Genomic DNA, 15,757 nt, shown 5'->3' on the forward strand with positions numbered 1-15,757 from the left:
CCGCGGGACAGCTTACCTTGTGCACGTTTTGCACAGGTCGCTGCGCTCCCATTGTCGCGCAAAATGTGCACAAGGTAAGCTGCCCCTGCCGGCGGCGTTAGCTGCTCCGAATCATTTACACTCAATATCAAGGAACGATGATGAAAGATATAACCAGAATTAATCATGTAGGATTGAGGGTTAGAGATTTGGATGTCTCTCGTGAATTCTATGGCAAGCTAGGTTTTGAGTTTATAGTTGGCCCAGTAGGCCCTGAGCCAGTAGCTATAGTTGAGCATCCATCAGGAGTTAACATCAACTTGATCCTTAATGCTTCAAAGGATGCACCAAGGAAAAATGTGCTAATGGAAGGTGATATGAAATATCCAGGCTATACGCACATCGCTTTAGAAATAACAGACTATGACTCAGCCAAAAGTAACGTCGAAGCTCTGGGTTTTACTATAACAGGTGAAGCCGAATACAACGGTGCTCAGTTTTTCTTTATAAGAGATCCAGATGACAATGTTATAGAGTTCCACCAACCAGCACGCAGCTAACAAAGCATTCCAGGTGACGCCTACGGTGTACCTGAATGCGGCGTTAAGTGAAAACGTAGTTCCAGAGTATGAGTATTGAATTCCCCAAAATTGAAAAGTACATAATAGCTAGTGATGTCGGTGGTGATAGGGATGGCATTGGCGTAGAGGTATACACCGGAAAGGATATGGTGTTGGAGGTTTTTCGTGATGACTCCAAAAAAACTAGAGAAGTTACTCTTTACAAAAAGGATCTCGATTTAGAGCTAGTAGAGCAAACTATTGCTCTATTTAAAAAGGAAATTCCATGGGATTTTCAAGATTAGCCTTAATCTCACATAACAAGGCGGTGTTGTCGCCTTCGGCTGGGACTGCCATTCCGTTGGCGCTCCATGTCAGCCCCAAACCACGGCTTATGAATTCATGAGAAATACTAAATCAATACTACTTCTAGTTCTCTTGGGGCTGACCGCTTGTAGTAATAAGCCGTCCGGCGGGTTCATGTGAGGAGATGTGCCTATGGTTGTCGGTATGTTTGAAAGTTACTATGGCAATCATGTTCAAGTTGTCGGTTATATGTACAAACCACCCAGAGGCAATGTTTTAGTATTAATTCCATCAAAAGATCATGTTAATTTACAGACACGGCCTCCAGCTAACGTATTGAGTTTACTGTTATTCTCCGACACAGCAATTAGAAATGGCAGGATTCACTCCGAGATGGAAGGGGGTATTGGTAAGACTACCTATGTGTTTGGGCTAGTCGGCATTTTTTCTGGGTTACCTGCAATTGAAGAGATTCGTGAAGTGGCGTGCTAAATTCATACCAAACGCAAGCAGGATGCTCCGCCCCTTCGGGCTTCCGCGGGACGCCCAACGCTGTGCACATTTTGTGCGGATCGCTGCGCTCCCAGTTTCGCACAAAATGTGCACAGCATTGGCCGCCCCTGTTTCGGGCGTTGTGTTTTTATTGATTCTTAGATTCAATTTTAAATTTGTAATGACTAAAGGGATTTAGTGTGAAAGAAGATATAGCCGAGTTAAAAAGTGAATTTAAGGCTAAGTTATTATTCTGGAATAACATCAAAAGTAAAAAACTTAAAGTAGCCTTAATAGTTCTGTTTGTTGGCCTCGTAGGTTTGAAAATTCTTACAAGCATTTTTACGTTCGATTGGCTAGTAAGTTTTTTCAATTGATAAAACAGTGTAGTAAAACATAACAAAGCACTCAAGAACGGACAAAAAACAGTTGGCTGTTGTTCACTACGTTCACTATTTTAGCCAACAATGTTTTGCCGCTTAGTGCGGCGTTAAGCAGCAAAGGAGAAAAGTAGATGATTGTTGATGCTTGGGCACAGCACCCAACATTACGGCACTCACAAGATCCAGTCTTCAAGTCGCTACGCAGGTGGACGAAGATGCCTATGCCGACAACAGAAATCCCGATAGAGATGACTCTCGGAATGATGGATCAAGGTGGTGTGGATCGCAGTCTGATATCGGCTTGGGTTGCTCCCCGAAATGTCATGATCTCCAATGATGAAGTCGCAGGTTTCGTGGCTAAGGCACCTGACAGGTTGGTTGGCGTGGGGTCAGTGGACATCTCGAAGCCGATGGAGGCTGTTCGAGAGATCCGACGTTGCGTAAACGAACTAGGTTTCAAAGCGATTCGGGTTTTGCCCTGGATTTGGGAGGTGCCGCCGATCGATCGCCGGTTTTATCCCGTATACACAGCATGCTGTGATCTTGGTGTTCCGTTCTGCACCCAGATTGGTCACACCGGGCCGCTCATGCCGTCGGAGGTTGGTCGACCTATCTACCTTGATCAGGTGGCCCTTGATTTTCCTGAGCTAAAAATCGTCGGTGGTCACATTGGCTACCCTTGGACAGATGAGGCTATTGCGGTGGCTACAAAGCACGAAAACGTATACATCGACACGTCAGCGTACACCGCTAAGAGATACCCACAGCCTCTAGTCGAGTTTATGCGAGGACATGGCCGCAACAAAGTTCTCTTCGGCACAAATTACCCAATGATCATGCCCGCCAAAGCGCTCGAGAATCTTCCAGAGCTGGCGTTGGGAGAAGATGTGGAGGAGCTTTTCTTGAGTGGTAACGCATGCCGAGTATTCAATTTATAGTCAGAGCGGTGTGGCCTAACAGGCACTGCCAGGGACAAACCTACGCTGCGCTTCGGTTTGCCCCAGAGCGCATCGTTAGGTGTAAGACTTACCCACGTTTAGTAGACACCCCGTATAGTTAGGTTTTGGCCTAATACGAAATTTAACATGGGTTTGGTTATTCACGCGGGTTCAAATGTAAAGCTCTTCTGTTGCAGCTCAACCATTTTTTCAAATGGCGCTAACAATTTTAAAAAATTGTTATTCCCCTCTAGCAATTGCATTGCCATGGCGATACTTTCAATTGTAGATAGCCCGTCTGCTACAGAAGTTTTACGGATTTCATAATTTGATTTTAGGTCCCCACCAAGATTGATCCGTGGAAGACGTTGCAATTGAGGATTGAGGTGGAGAATTTTTTTGGATTTCTTCCAGGTTGCATCTAGCACGATCAGCTGCTTAACAGGTGCTTGTTTACTTGAAGTTTTATTAGATTGGTGATTATTAGAGTTCAGCTCGCCACTGTCAGGTAACCATTCCAGGGATGGGTAGAGTAGGGCGGAGGGCGTGCAAAGCAAAGTATTTAGCTGATGGGTCGATAGGCTCTCGGCTATCATCATTTCGCTGTTACTCAGGCATAGGTGTGCCATACGTCCTGTATTGAATGGGTGCTTCTCCTCCTGCGGGTGCTGTATGATCACCACTTTTATGGTGCTTGTTAGGCTAACCAATGCGCTGCAATAGCAAACATTGGGTGGGCGCAGGCAAGTATTGCAGGTTTCTCTGGGCATTTTTCGACTACTGAGTACAGGCAGGTTTATGGGAGTTACGCAGCCTTCTTATAAGGTTCAATGGCTGGCAGATATTGAGATTCCGCTAGCGAACAAATTCTATCGCATACATGGATTTCGTGGCAAAGCCAAGCGGCACGAAGATTGTGCAGTTGTGCGTAGCGAACGGGGTGAGGTTATCGGCTGTGGCTACCTGCGTAGGTATGAATCTTTTAAATTACTTGCAGGGGTTGCGGTGGCCCCTGAGTACCAGGGGCTAGGGGTCGCGCGTTTATTGCTAACACTCCTAGCTAAGAGGTTTGACAGGAATACCTATACCTTTCCCTATATCCACTTAGAGTCTTTTTATTTGTCGCTGGGCTTCGAGGTAGTAGAGGCCGAATTGCTGCCAGCCCCTGTAGCTGAACTGTATAGTATCTACCTGAATCAAGGGCGCTCCATATCGGCAATGGGTTATCGATAGCTGTTTTTTTGGTTTATATTTTTCTAAACGGTTGAATGCAGAGCATATATGCCCTTTTGTGCGAATTAATTGAAATTTTAGAATTTTCCTCACAATCAGATAGTAAACTGGGCATCATCATTAAGATGCTGCCCAGGCCGTCCAGAAGGCGTTGATTTCTCAAATAGGTAATCTGTACGCTGTGCTCCGTTTGGTACAAGTAATTTTTAGGTAGGGTAGTTGCAGTTTACACTGATTGAGTGTTGACTTTCGCGGGTACTTAATCCGTACAGGGACTGGATATTGTCCAGTGGCTGTCATCGTTATTCTCCAGCAGAGTCTAGACAGCGGTGTTGGTGACCTCCCAGTTGATAGTTACAGAGCTGATCATTGCTGAAGTCACTTAGGGGGCTGCAGGGCTTGCACTTTCTTTTAGGGTGCTCCTGTCGCCCGTGATGTGGATGGCACTTGTGGGGTGGGTGCTGACAGTGAGATCCAGAGGCTTCACTGGAAAAATAGATGTTATCGATCTCAATATTAGTGATATCTCCTTCTACACCTAATATTTCAAATAACTGAATCAGGTTGGACATATCCACTTCATCGCTGAAGTCGCTGACTGGAATGGATATTTGATGCCATTGGCCGTCACGGACAAATTCATAGGGATCAGGGTTTTTATTAAATTCGATCCACTTTTGTTCAATATTAGTGATGCTGCCACTCTTCATGCCGACTTTAAAAGGGGTGTCACTGCTGGTTTTAAGGAAAAAATTTAGTGTGGCTCTATCGTTATCGTAAGCGGATAGGTCGTGGTAGCTGTTGGCGGTAAACGCCATGCCAAACCAGCCGGCTCCAGAGGATTGGTAGGAGAGGGACTTTTCGCCTTCGAATGGTGATTGAGAGACTTCCAGCAGGGTGTATTCCCACACGAATAAATTGCCATCGCTACCCAGCTAAAAAGTCGAATCGGCTTCGAGCGTTTCACTGTATACGGAAAAAATGCCAGCGGGGATATTCTTTGCCTCTCCCTCACTGAAGTAAATGTCATCAATGGCCAAGGTGAACCCCTCTGCAGGTGCGTCACCACGAACCATTATGGCCTGGCTAATGGTGTGGAAGTCCACAGCATATTTGCTTAGCGGAATGCTGACCAAGTGCCATTGTCCATCTCGTTTTAACCCATAGTCTTCACCGCCATCGACTAAATCAACCCAACTATCGCTACCACTGCCAGTGCTGGCGATACCAATACCAATCGTTTCAGTGCTGCTGGTCTTGATACGTAAGTTTAAGTGACCATTTTGATAGTGCATCATATTTAGGTCGTAGTGCATCCAAAAACCCATGCCAAACCAATCGCCAGCGTCAATATTAAATTCCAAGGCCTCATTGTCATCAACACTTGCGGTGGATTCCATATTGTTCCAGATATAGAGTTCGGTATCGGTGCCAAGCTGCAAAGACTCAGAGATATCTTCACCGTCACCGTATATGCTTAGGTTGCCGAATTTTGCCTTGTCTTCGGCCAGGGTAATTTCTGTGTTGTAGTTATTATCGTCGTTATCATAGATGCGAATATAATCCACGTACATTTTGGCGGGCATCGGTGCGGTGATTTCTTCATTGCTAAAAACCTGTGGGAAAATACCGCCCACAGCGAGGTTGAGTATCAGGAAGTGTTCTTGACGAAACTCATCAAATGCCGGGTCTTCACTGTCAATGTTGATAATTTCGTTGGCTTCATCGTCCACCCACATCGTAATATGGTCGGGTGTCCAAGTCATACCAAAGATATGGTAATCCTCGGTTAAATCCCTACTGTAGCCAAAATCTTTGATGAGGTTTTTACTTTGACCGTAATCCGCTTGTCCTGTGTATTCATCGGACTCGTGATGCCAGTGGAAGGCACTGGAAATCGCTGAATTGACACTGCCGCTTTCGAGCGCCTCGGCCATGCCGGCTTCGAGAATATCCAGTTCACCGCATGCGGGCCAGCCGACCTGCCCATAGTTATTACCGAGCTGCCAAAAAGCCGGCCAGAGACCGGCGTTGAGATCAGGTAGTTTGATGCGGGCCTCAATCGTACCGTATCGATAAGAGAGTCGACCAATCGTTTTCAGGCGGGCAGATGTAAAACTGCCATCAGAATTGCGTTGTGCCTGAATAACCAGATTACCCTCTTCAATATAGGCGTTATTACTATTGCCCGTGTAGTCTTGTAGTTCGTTATTGCCCCAGCCCCAGCTGCCTACATCGTAAGTCCAGACGGATTTATTAATACTGTTTCCATCAAAATTATCTTCCCAGATTAAAGTTTTTGCGTTGATTAATGGAGAAGCGCAGCTTCCCAGGATAGTCATAACCATCACTGATTGTTTTATTAGCATAGCTTTTTATTCTTTTTTGGCTATCAAAGGGGTATCGATGATTTTTTATCGACGAATAAAGCCTAACAAATAGCGGGTTATTCTTGGGTGAGTGCTTTCCCCTTTATCGCGTGCTCAGTCCTGCTTATCGCACGAGGTTAGTGCCATGCATTTTTCTTTGTCCTGTAGCTATATTTCCGCACTTTTAAAACCTATGAGGTTGTTTATGTGTTGGGCGTGCCCGACTAGAAGAGCTGCATCTTTTTTGTGGGTAGTTATGTCTTGATTAAAGGGAGGTAGTTTTTTGAATCTACAGAGGCTGTAGTACCGCTTCAGTAATTTTAAGGCTGGCACGGTAACGTTATTTTCGTTTGCTGCTTGTAGGTCTATGGATGGCTATACACCATTGCTTGGTGCAGCGGATGGCGGTCTTGTTAGTGGAGGTTGCGTTCAGTTGGCATAATATAAGGTGATGTGCGGGTTGCTCCTGGGGAGTGAGTACCTTGAGAAATGATAAGCGGGTAGAAAAATGGCTGATCATGGCGAGATATTAAGTTTGGCACAACAGCTTGGTGAGGAATTGATAAAGCGCTGTTGGTTTGTAACCTCTGCGGAGTCCTGTACTGGTGGTGCGATTGCCGCGGCGATCACTTCTATTCCCAATGCGTCTAATTGGTTTGATGGTTCAGTCGTTAGTTATGCCAATCGCATCAAGCACAGTGTGTTAGGGGTGGATGCGAAGGACCTAAAACAGTTTGGTGCGGTCAGCGAACCAGTTGTCCGGCAAATGGCTTGTGGAGTGCTGGCTATGATGGATGCCAACCTGTCCGTGGCGGTAAGCGGTATTGCTGGTCCCAGTGGCGGTACCGAAGAGAAACCAGTCGGAACTGTGTGGATTGCCTGGGCTCATGCGGAAGGGCAGGAACCGGTTCAGATTGATGCTCGGTGTTTCCACTTTAAAGGGGATCGGGCCACAGTTCAGGCACAAACGGTGCTGGAGGCTCTCAAAGGGATGCTGAAGATCCTGGAGGAGCACCCTGTTTAAGGTGAGCTACCTGGTCAGTTTACTGGTGTGATAGCGGGGTTGTGCTGAATTTAGAGCGGTGTAACCGTGTTGGGAAGATTGGTACTGATTGCGCTGGAATTACTGGTTGCCTATACAGTAATCCTTCGATAAGCTTGCCCCACTCAACACAGCTCAGATATACGGGAACGGTCATGGATTCCAATAAAGACAAGGCATTGAAAGCGGCGCTGTCGCAGATCGAACGCCAGTTTGGCAAGGGCACAGTGATGCGTATGGGGGATAAGGAGCGCGAGCGTATCCCCGCAATCTCCACTGGCTCTCTCGGCCTGGATGTGGCGCTGGGTATAGGCGGCCTGCCCCGCGGTCGTATCGTTGAGATCTATGGCCCGGAATCCTCTGGTAAAACCACTCTAACCCTGCAAGTGATCGCCGAGGCCCAGCGCAAAGGCGGCACCTGTGCTTTCGTGGATGCAGAACACGCCCTAGATCCCATTTATGCCGAAAAGCTCGGTGTAAATGTTGATGAGTTAATCGTCTCCCAGCCAGATACCGGCGAGCAGGCCTTGGAAGTGGCAGATATGCTGGTGCGTTCCGGTGCTGTAGATGTATTGGTTGTGGACTCCGTCGCGGCTCTGACTCCGCGTGCTGAGATCGAAGGGGAGATGGGTGACACTCATGTTGGCCTGCAGGCTCGACTAATGTCCCAGGCGCTGCGAAAGCTGACCGGTAACATCAAGAGCACTAATACCCTGGCGATCTTTATTAACCAGATTCGTATGAAGATCGGTGTAATGTTCGGCTCCCCGGAAACCACAACTGGCGGTAATGCCCTTAAATTCTACTCTTCTGTGCGCCTGGATATCCGCCGCATCGGCTCGGTAAAAGATGGCGATGAAGTAGTGGGTAACGAGACCCGCGTGAAGGTGGTTAAGAACAAGGTGGCCCCACCTTTCAAACAGACAGACTTTCAGATCATGTATGGCGAAGGCATCAACATGATTGGTGAGGTTGTCGACTACGGTGTGAAGCTGGGCTTGGTTGATAAGGCGGGCGCCTGGTATAGCTACAAGGGCGATAAGATTGGTCAGGGTAAGGCCAATGCTACCAAGTTCCTGCGTGATAACCCCGATATCCGCAATGAAATTGAGGCTCAGCTGCGCGCACAGCTGTTGGGCGATCTGGTCCCGGCCAGCCCCGAAGAGGCCGCGGAACTGCCGGAAGAGTAAGTGTCTTTTTCCTCCAAGGCGGCTTTCACCGCCGACCCCGCTCAAGCGCTTTTCGGCGCGGCGCTTGAGCTGCTTACCCGCCGCGAGCACTCCCGTTTGGAATTGAGGCGGAAGCTGGTGGGTAAGTTCCCCGGTGCCGACTTCGATGCGCTATTCGCGCGCTTGCAAGAACTCAACTACCAGTCTGATCAGCGCTTTGCCGAAGTTTTTGCCCGTTCTCGTGTTCAGCGTGGTCAGGGGCCCCTGCGTATCCGCCTGGAATTACAACAGCGCGGCATTTCCGCTGAGCTTTTATCCCAGGTCTTAGAGCAGTTAGAGGTGGACTGGTTTTCCCTGGCCCATGAGCAGCTGCAGCGCAAATATCGCTCGCCAATTGATTTGGCGTTGCCGCGGGAGCAGCAACTGAAGGAGCGCGCACGTCGCCAACGCTACCTGTCTTACCGCGGTTTCTCTTCAGATGCTATTAGCTGGGCGCTGGACGAAGAGTAATCACGCTTATACTCTCATGCTTGCTTGAGGCGCGAAGGTAATGCTTTCCCTCAGGCTTAGGGTAATGAGAGAAAGAATAATAAGCGCGAGAGACTTTATGATCCTGTCTATTGATCAGGGCACTACAGGCACCACGGCTTTCGTTTTTGATAGTAGCGGCACCCTGGTGGGGCGCAGTTACTCAGAGATCCCCAATTACTATCCAGAGCCTGGATGGGTCGAGCAGGATGCCGAGGAGATCTGGCAAGTCACCCAACGTATCTGTATGGCTGCTCTGCAGCGTGCTGGTGTTTGCGCATCCGAAATCAAATCGGTTGGTATCACTAACCAAAGAGAGACCACGATCCTGTGGGATCGTCACACAGGTGAGCCAGTACATAGGGCAATTGTCTGGCAGTGTCGGCGCTCAGCGAATATTTGTGCGCAGTTTGCCACAGAAGGAAAGTCCGAATGGCTGCGCGCGCGCAGCGGACTACTATTGGACGCGTACTTTTCTGCCAGTAAGCTGTTGTGGCTATTTCGAGAACAGCCGGATCTACAGGCGCGTGCTCGCAAGGGGGAGCTGTGTTTTGGCACGGTAGACAGCTGGTTGATCTGGAAGATGAGCGGTGCCAGCGCGCACATGACTGATCATACTAATGCCAGTCGCACCCTACTTTATAACTTGGAGCAGAAAAGCTGGGATCCAGAGCTATTGGCGCTTTTTGAGTGCCCTGAATCGATTCTGCCAGAAATCAGGCCGTCTGCCGGATATTTTGTCGATACGGATCCAGCAGCTTTTGCTGGCGTCAGTGCACCTATTTGTGGGGTGGCTGGGGATCAGCAGGCGGCGCTGTTTGGGCAAGGCTGTACGAACCCAGGAGATCTCAAAAACACCTATGGCACTGGCTGCTTTATGCTGGCCTATGCCGGGGAAAAACGCCCTGAACCGCCTCGCGGCCTGCTGGCCACAATCGCCTGTGATCCCCATGGGTTACCAGGCTATGCAGTTGAGGGCTCAGTTTTTACCGCGGGTTCTGCAATACAGTGGCTGCGTGATGAAATGGGATTGATTCAGCGGGCTGTCGATAGCGAGATTATTGCGCAGAGCATTCCCAATACCCGCGGAGTGTATTTGGTGCCGGCGTTTAGCGGCCTGGGTGCACCACACTGGGATTCGTCGGCGCGGGGAACCTTGTGTGGCCTGAGCCGGGGCGCGGGGCGGGCTGAAGTGGTTCGCGCCACTCTTGAGTCCATCGCCTACCAGAGTGATGAGCTGGCACGGCTTATGGAAGAGGCTCTAAAGGTCGATATCAGCCATATGCGTGTCGATGGCGGGGCAAGTGCGAACAATTTCTTGATGCAGTTTCAGGCCGACATTTCCGATCTGCGTGTAGAGCGCCCCAGACAGATTGAGTCCACGGCAATCGGCGCGGCGCTATTGGCGGGGATCGGCAGTGGTCTCTGGCATTTTCACCAGCTACCGGAGCGTCTGCTGGAGATTGAGCGCGATTTTCTGCCGGGAATGCCAGCAGAGAAAAGGGATTTCTTACTGACGGGTTGGAAGCGAGCAGTTGCAGCCTGCAAAGCATTCTAATTTAAGCGTCTATCCTTGACTGGGTTTTGGCACATGGAGGTGTTTCTATGACAGTTCACGATGAGTTAAAAGCAACGATAGATTCTCTGGTCGATGGTCGCCGGGGAATCCTGGCTGCAGATGAGAGCAGCGGAACTATCGCCAAGCGCTTTTCTGCTGTAGGGGTGGAATCAACCGAAGCAAACCGCCGAGATTACCGTGCGGCCCTGCTGTCGAGTGAGGGGCTTGGGGACTTTATTTGTGGTGTCATTCTGTTTGAGGAAACGCTCGGTCAGAGTGATAGAGGTGGTACGCCTTTGCCTGAGGTGGCGGCGGCACAGGGGATTCTACCGGGTATTAAAGTTGATAAAGGCAAGGGGCCTCTTCCCGGCGCGGAGGGGGACATGATCACCTATGGGCTCGATGGCCTTATCGAACGCTTGCGGGAATATAAGGCGCAGGGAGCGCGATTTGCCAAGTGGCGGGAAGTGTATCCCGTGAGTGCTCACAACCCGACTGAGTTGGGGCTTACGGCTAACGCGGAAATGTTGGCTCGGTATGCCGCCGCTTGCCAGTCTGAGGGGGTGGTACCCATTGTTGAGCCGGAAGTGCTAATGGACGGCAATCACAGTCTCGAACGCTCCGCGACTGTTAACGAACAGGTTTGGAGCAGTGTTTTTCATGCCTTGAATCGTCATGGTGTTATTTTGGAATTGATGTTGCTCAAGCCGAGCATGGTCACTCCCGGAGCAGAGTTGCCTAGTGCGGAGCCACAGGAGGTGGCTGAGTACACTTTGCGCAGCCTGCGTCGCAGTGTGCCTGCCGCAGTGCCCAGTATCAATTTTCTTTCTGGTGGCCAGGGCCCGGAAGAGGCTACAGAAAACCTTAATGCCCTTAGTCAGCTTAACAATGCTCCATGGCAGTTGAGTTTCTCCTATGGGCGGGCATTACAGCAGCCGGCGTTAACGGCCTGGCACGGTAGGGCGGAAAACGTCGAAATGGCGCAGAGGGCGTTGGTCAAACGGGCGTGTATGAATCACCTGGCCATGCTGGGTAAGTATCGCGATAGCCTTGAAGGGGAGGGCTAGGGGGAGCTAGCCACGATAAAACAATAATGAAAATGGACAGTGACAATGGAATTTGTAACAAGAAACATCAGTTTGCATTACCGCCGCTGGTGGGTTGAAGGTGCGCAGGGAACTGTGGTGATTTCTCATGGGCTGGGTGAGCACAGCGGCCGTTACGTTAATTTAGCAGCACATCTTAATCGGGCAGGTTTCAGTGTATATGCGCCGGACCATTATGGTCATGGTTTGTCCCAGGGGAAGAGGGGGCACATAGAGGATTTCTCGCTCTATAGCGAGGACCTCTATGAATTTATCTGCCTGGTCAAAAGTGGTAACCCCGGTACAGGGCTGCATCTGTTAGGGCATAGTATGGGGGCGGTGGTCGCATGTGGCAGTGCCATTCGCTATGGGGCTGTAGATAGCCTCATCCTATCAGCACCGGGTTTCCGCGGGGCTAAGGAGCCTTCGGGACTCGAGTTGAGGCTGGTACTGATGCTGGCAAAGATGTTCCCAGGGCTAGTGCTTTCCAGCAGGATAGATAGCCAGTGGTTGAGCCGGGACTCTGCGGTAATTGAAGCTTACCGAGAGGATGAGCTAACGCATCGAGGGGTTTCACTGCGCTGGTTTGAGACATTTCTTCGCGAGCGGGAGTTTCTCTCCGCTAATCTGGAGCGATTACTGGTGCCTTGTCTGATGTTGCTGCCGGAATCCGATCGGCTGGTGGATGTTGGAGTGAGTCGTGAGTGGTTTGGGCGGATGGGCTCGGCCGGCAAAATGCTGCACTGCTTTCCCAAGGCTTATCACGAGCTTTTTAATGAGGTCGAAGAGGGGCGTTTAGCACGTGATCTGCTGCTTGGTCATTTAAAATCCTACGAACCGCAGGCGGGGCCTGTCGTCTCTTGATAAAAATAAGGGGCAGTCAACCATGCTGGTTGTCACCCTTGGCGAATGCCGTGAAAAACCCTATGAAGCATTGTATGATACGCGGTCATTTTTGCCCCCTGCTTGTTACGCCAGGGGGAAATAGTGGGGTGGAACATGGATAAGAAGTTACTGAGCCTGTTAGTGTGTCCGGTAAGCAAGGCGCCGCTTGAGTACCGTGAGGAGACCCAGGAGCTGGTGTGTAAAGCTAGCGGTCTGGCCTATCCAATAAAAGACGGCATTCCGGTGATGCTGGAATCCGAGGCGCGTCAGCTGACTGCTGAGGAAAAGCTGGAAAAATAAACCAATGGGTGAACCCAGCGTTTTCAGTCGAATTATCTCGGGCGAAATAGCGAACGAGAAAATCTACGAGGACGATCTTTGTATCGTTATTGAGGATCGGGCGCCACAAGCCCCGACCCATCTCCTCATTATCCCGCGTAAACCCCTGGTTAACTTGTTCGACGCCAAAATCGATGACAAGGCTCTGCTCGGCCATCTGATGTGGGTGGCCGCTGAACTTGGCAGAAAGCTGGGATTAGAGGGATTTCGACTTGTGGTCAACAATGGTCGAAGCGCGGGACAGACCGTATTTCACCTGCATGTCCATCTACTGGCTCAACAAACAATGCCCGAGCAGGGGCTTGCACAGTAGCGGGACAGACGAGACACCGCGTCACCGGTGTCATTCAATAACTCTCAACTAACGAAGTGGAATTACGCCGGATGAAAAGCGCACAGATTCGCGACGCCTTTCTGAATTACTTTGCCGAACAGGGCCACACTGTGGTGCCGTCAAGCTCCTTGATTCCGGGCAATGACCCGACCCTGCTATTCACCAACGCCGGCATGGTGCAGTTTAAGGACACCTTCCTCGGCCAGGAAAAGCGTCCCTACAACCGGGCCACTAGTTCGCAGCGCTGCGTGCGTGCTGGGGGTAAGCATAATGACCTGGAAAATGTAGGTTATACCGCGCGCCACCACACCTTCTTCGAGATGCTGGGTAATTTCAGCTTCGGTGATTACTTTAAGCGCGATGCCATCCGTTTTGCCTGGGACTTCCTCACCAAGGTGCTGAACTTGCCAGAAGAGCGCCTGTGGGTAACCGTGCATATCAGCGATGATGAAGCAGCCGATATTTGGCAAAAGGAAGTTGGGGTGAGCCCTGAGCGCTTCTCCCGTCTTGATGAGGATAATTTCTGGCAAATGGGTGATACCGGCCCCTGTGGTCCCAGTTCAGAAATTTTCTTTGACCACGGCGAAGATGTACCCGGTGGCCCTCCCGGCTCCGACAACGACGATCTCGATCGCTATATCGAGATTTGGAACCTGGTATTTATGCAGTACGAACGCACGGCGGACGGTGAGCTGCACCCGCTGCCTAAACCCTCTGTCGATACCGGAATGGGGCTGGAGCGTATCGCCGCTGTTATGCAGGGCGTGCACTCAAATTATGAAATTGACCTGTTCCAGGCGTTGTTACGAGCGGCTAATAGCATTGTTGGTTGCGATAACCTAGAGGAAAAGTCTCTGCGTGTGATCGCTGATCATATTCGCTCTTGCTCCTTCTTAATCGCCGATGGTGTTATGCCTTCCAATGAAGGTCGTGGCTTTGTATTGCGTCGTATTATTCGCCGGGCAGTGCGTCATGGACACAAGTTGGGCCACAAAGAAGTCTTCTTCTTCAAGTTAGTGAGCGCTCTAGTAGAGCAGATGGGAGAGGCCTACCCAGAATTGCGTGAGAAACAGTCGCTGATTGAGCAGGCGCTGCGCAAAGAGGAGGAGCAATTCGCCAAGACCCTGGATAAAGGCATGGCTTTACTTGAGAGTGCATTGAGCACTCTCGAAGGGAGTGAGGTGCCGGGTGAGTTGGTATTCACCTTGCACGATACCTACGGTTTTCCTACAGATCTAACCCAGGACATCGCCCGCGAGCGTGGCCTATCTCTGGATATGGCGGGTTATGAAGCCGCTATGGAAGCTCAACGTGAGCGGGCCCGTGCCGCCGGTAAATTTAAGCAGGATTATACCGAGGCGTTGGATCTGCAAGGTGCCACGGAGTTCCTTGGATACGAAACCACCGAAGCTGAAGGCACAGTAACCGCGATTCTCAAAGGCGGAGAGCAGGTTGAGCGTCTGGAGAATGGGGAAGAAGGCGTGGTAATCCTCGATCGGACACCATTTTACGCTGAATCAGGTGGCCAGGTAGGCGATAGCGGTTATCTGAAGGCCGCATCGGGCCGTTTTGAGGTGCGAGATTGCACCAAGCAGGGCAGTCATCATTTACATGCCGGCAAGCTGCTGCAGGGAACAGTAGTTGTTGGTGAGCAGCTCACTGCTGAGGTGTCAGCGGATGTGCGCCAGGCAACGGCATTGAATCATTCTGCGACTCACTTGCTACACGCCGCTCTGCGCAAAGTGCTCGGCGAGCACGTAACCCAGAAGGGCTCATTGGTGGATTCCGAGCGCTTGCGTTTTGACTTCTCCCACCCGGAAGCGGTCACTGCAAAGCAATTACACGCGATCGAATCCCTGGTGAACACGCAGATCCGCGCGAACACACTGGTTGATACCTGCGAGACAGATATTGAGTCAGCCAAAGAAATGGGTGCCATGGCACTGTTCGGTGAAAAGTATGGCGATACAGTGCGCGTTCTCTCTATGGGCGCTGTAGAGGGCAGGACTTTTTCTGTAGAGCTGTGTGGTGGCACCCACGTAAATCGCACGGGGGATATTGGTCTTTTGCGTATTGTCAGCGAGAGTGGCATCGCCTCTGGCCAGCGACGTATTGAGGCGGTCACCGGTGCGCATGCGCTGTCACAATTTGATCGAGCTGAGCAGCGGCTAGAACATGTTGCGGCTCTCCTTAAGGCGCGCCCGGACACTCTTGCAGATAAGGTAGAGCAGATACTACTCAATAACCGCAAGCTGGAAAAGGAAGTTGCGCAACTCAAGACTAAGCTGGCCAGTGGTGCTGGTGGAGACCTCAGTGCCCAGGCAATAGAGATTGCGGGCTTTAAATTGTTGGCCACATCAATCGACGGCGCCGACCCTAAATCTTTGCGTGACCTGGCTGACCAAATGAAGAGTAAATTGGGCAGCGGAGTTGTATTGCTGGCGGCGCCGGGAGAGGAAAAGGTTGCCCTGGTTGCGGCAGTGACTAAAGACCTCACCGACCGCCTATCGGCGGGAGACCTGATGCGTTTTGCTGCTGGCAAGATTGGCGGCAAGGG

At 50.6% G+C, this 15,757-nt stretch carries 17 protein-coding genes (1 of these 17 running past the window's edge); 14 read left to right on the plus strand and 3 right to left on the minus strand.

The features are described 5' to 3' along the window. Window positions 1-140 precede the first annotated feature (140 nt). From ACJJIC_RS08705 to ACJJIC_RS08720, 4 genes are all read left to right on the plus strand, one after another. Window positions 141-539 (plus strand): VOC family protein, encoded by a 399-nt coding sequence (locus tag ACJJIC_RS08705; RefSeq protein WP_444900143.1) that lies wholly within the window; start codon window positions 141-143, stop codon window positions 537-539. Window positions 540-607: 68 nt separating this feature from the next. Then, window positions 608-844, plus strand: coding sequence for a hypothetical protein (locus tag ACJJIC_RS08710; protein ID WP_444900144.1), 237 nt, complete (start codon window positions 608-610; stop codon window positions 842-844). 193 nt (window positions 845-1,037) lie between these two features. Beyond that, a complete protein-coding gene (locus ACJJIC_RS08715) occupies window positions 1,038-1,337 on the plus strand; it encodes a hypothetical protein (protein WP_445356778.1) in 300 nt (99 codons plus the stop codon). A 514-nt stretch (window positions 1,338-1,851) separates the two neighbouring features. Beyond that, entirely contained in the window at window positions 1,852-2,658 is an 807-nt protein-coding gene (locus ACJJIC_RS08720; protein WP_444923131.1) for an amidohydrolase family protein, read from the plus strand. A 161-nt stretch (window positions 2,659-2,819) separates the two neighbouring features. Here the strand turns inward: ACJJIC_RS08720 and ACJJIC_RS08725 are convergent, their stop codons facing one another. Further along, window positions 2,820-3,428 carry a tRNA-uridine aminocarboxypropyltransferase gene (locus ACJJIC_RS08725; protein ID WP_445356779.1) on the minus strand — a complete coding sequence of 203 codons (609 nt, stop codon included), beginning with the start codon at window positions 3,426-3,428 and terminating at the stop codon, window positions 2,820-2,822. Window positions 3,429-3,456: 28 nt separating this feature from the next. On the opposite strand from ACJJIC_RS08725, the gene ACJJIC_RS08730 reads away from it, so the two are divergent. Then, entirely contained in the window at window positions 3,457-3,891 is a 435-nt protein-coding gene (locus ACJJIC_RS08730; protein ID WP_445356780.1) for a GNAT family N-acetyltransferase, read from the plus strand. Window positions 3,892-4,193: 302 nt separating this feature from the next. Here ACJJIC_RS08730 and ACJJIC_RS08735 read toward each other — a convergent pair whose 3' ends face one another. Together ACJJIC_RS08735 and ACJJIC_RS08740 are read right to left on the minus strand one after the other, a co-directional pair. After that, window positions 4,194-4,802 (minus strand): hypothetical protein, encoded by a 609-nt coding sequence (locus tag ACJJIC_RS08735; protein ID WP_445356781.1) that lies wholly within the window; start codon window positions 4,800-4,802, stop codon window positions 4,194-4,196. 24 nt (window positions 4,803-4,826) lie between these two features. Next, window positions 4,827-6,260: a glycoside hydrolase family 16 protein gene (locus ACJJIC_RS08740; RefSeq protein ID WP_445356782.1), complete on the minus strand. Its 1,434-nt coding sequence runs from the start codon at window positions 6,258-6,260 to the stop codon at window positions 4,827-4,829. 508 nt (window positions 6,261-6,768) lie between these two features. Between ACJJIC_RS08740 and ACJJIC_RS08745 the strand changes: the two genes are divergently transcribed. From ACJJIC_RS08745 to alaS, 9 genes are all read left to right on the plus strand, one after another. Then, window positions 6,769-7,284, plus strand: a complete 516-nt coding sequence (locus tag ACJJIC_RS08745; RefSeq protein WP_444910208.1) for a CinA family protein — start codon at window positions 6,769-6,771, stop codon at window positions 7,282-7,284. A gap of 173 nt (window positions 7,285-7,457) precedes the next feature. Next, complete coding sequence (gene recA / locus ACJJIC_RS08750) at window positions 7,458-8,492, plus strand: recombinase RecA (RefSeq protein WP_444910207.1); 1,035 nt, start codon at window positions 7,458-7,460, stop codon at window positions 8,490-8,492. Beyond that, entirely contained in the window at window positions 8,493-8,981 is a 489-nt protein-coding gene (locus ACJJIC_RS08755; protein WP_445356783.1) for a regulatory protein RecX, read from the plus strand. It begins immediately after the preceding gene. Between the two features lie 97 nt (window positions 8,982-9,078). Next, window positions 9,079-10,557 carry a glycerol kinase GlpK gene (gene glpK, locus ACJJIC_RS08760; RefSeq protein ID WP_444910205.1) on the plus strand — a complete coding sequence of 493 codons (1,479 nt, stop codon included), beginning with the start codon at window positions 9,079-9,081 and terminating at the stop codon, window positions 10,555-10,557. A 47-nt stretch (window positions 10,558-10,604) separates the two neighbouring features. Continuing rightward, window positions 10,605-11,624, plus strand: a complete 1,020-nt coding sequence (locus ACJJIC_RS08765) for a class I fructose-bisphosphate aldolase (RefSeq protein ID WP_444910204.1) — start codon at window positions 10,605-10,607, stop codon at window positions 11,622-11,624. Between the two features lie 45 nt (window positions 11,625-11,669). Further along, entirely contained in the window at window positions 11,670-12,506 is an 837-nt protein-coding gene (locus ACJJIC_RS08770; protein WP_444910203.1) for an alpha/beta hydrolase, read from the plus strand. A 135-nt stretch (window positions 12,507-12,641) separates the two neighbouring features. Further along, window positions 12,642-12,827 carry a Trm112 family protein gene (locus ACJJIC_RS08775; RefSeq protein ID WP_152452364.1) on the plus strand — a complete coding sequence of 62 codons (186 nt, stop codon included), beginning with the start codon at window positions 12,642-12,644 and terminating at the stop codon, window positions 12,825-12,827. 4 nt (window positions 12,828-12,831) lie between these two features. After that, on the plus strand, window positions 12,832-13,179 hold the full coding sequence (locus ACJJIC_RS08780; RefSeq protein ID WP_444884135.1) for a histidine triad nucleotide-binding protein: 348 nt from the start codon (window positions 12,832-12,834) through the stop codon (window positions 13,177-13,179). 71 nt (window positions 13,180-13,250) lie between these two features. Next, window positions 13,251-15,757, plus strand: partial view of an alanine--tRNA ligase gene (gene alaS / locus ACJJIC_RS08785; protein WP_445356784.1) — the 5' portion only. It continues 106 nt past the right edge of the window; only the first 2,507 of its 2,613 coding nucleotides appear in the window; its start codon is at window positions 13,251-13,253; its stop codon lies beyond the right edge, outside the window.

The sequence above is a fragment of the Microbulbifer mixtoriginis (SeqCode) genome (genome assembly GCF_052468275.1).

Coding starts and splice junctions, on each gene's coding strand:
- recA (WP_444910207.1), top strand. CDS start 7,458: ATGGATTCCAATAAAGACAAGGCATTGAAAGCGGCGCTGTCGCAGATC.
- ACJJIC_RS08745 (WP_444910208.1), top strand. CDS start 6,769: ATGGCTGATCATGGCGAGATATTAAGTTTGGCACAACAGCTTGGTGAG.
- ACJJIC_RS08765 (WP_444910204.1), top strand. CDS start 10,605: ATGACAGTTCACGATGAGTTAAAAGCAACGATAGATTCTCTGGTCGAT.
- ACJJIC_RS08725 (WP_445356779.1), bottom strand. CDS start 3,428: ATGCCCAGAGAAACCTGCAATACTTGCCTGCGCCCACCCAATGTTTGC.
- ACJJIC_RS08710 (WP_444900144.1), top strand. CDS start 608: ATGAGTATTGAATTCCCCAAAATTGAAAAGTACATAATAGCTAGTGAT.
- ACJJIC_RS08715 (WP_445356778.1), top strand. CDS start 1,038: ATGGTTGTCGGTATGTTTGAAAGTTACTATGGCAATCATGTTCAAGTT.
- ACJJIC_RS08705 (WP_444900143.1), top strand. CDS start 141: ATGAAAGATATAACCAGAATTAATCATGTAGGATTGAGGGTTAGAGAT.
- ACJJIC_RS08780 (WP_444884135.1), top strand. CDS start 12,832: ATGGGTGAACCCAGCGTTTTCAGTCGAATTATCTCGGGCGAAATAGCG.
- glpK (WP_444910205.1), top strand. CDS start 9,079: ATGATCCTGTCTATTGATCAGGGCACTACAGGCACCACGGCTTTCGTT.
- ACJJIC_RS08740 (WP_445356782.1), bottom strand. CDS start 6,260: ATGCTAATAAAACAATCAGTGATGGTTATGACTATCCTGGGAAGCTGC.
- ACJJIC_RS08720 (WP_444923131.1), top strand. CDS start 1,852: ATGATTGTTGATGCTTGGGCACAGCACCCAACATTACGGCACTCACAA.
- ACJJIC_RS08775 (WP_152452364.1), top strand. CDS start 12,642: ATGGATAAGAAGTTACTGAGCCTGTTAGTGTGTCCGGTAAGCAAGGCG.
- ACJJIC_RS08730 (WP_445356780.1), top strand. CDS start 3,457: ATGGGAGTTACGCAGCCTTCTTATAAGGTTCAATGGCTGGCAGATATT.
- ACJJIC_RS08770 (WP_444910203.1), top strand. CDS start 11,670: ATGGAATTTGTAACAAGAAACATCAGTTTGCATTACCGCCGCTGGTGG.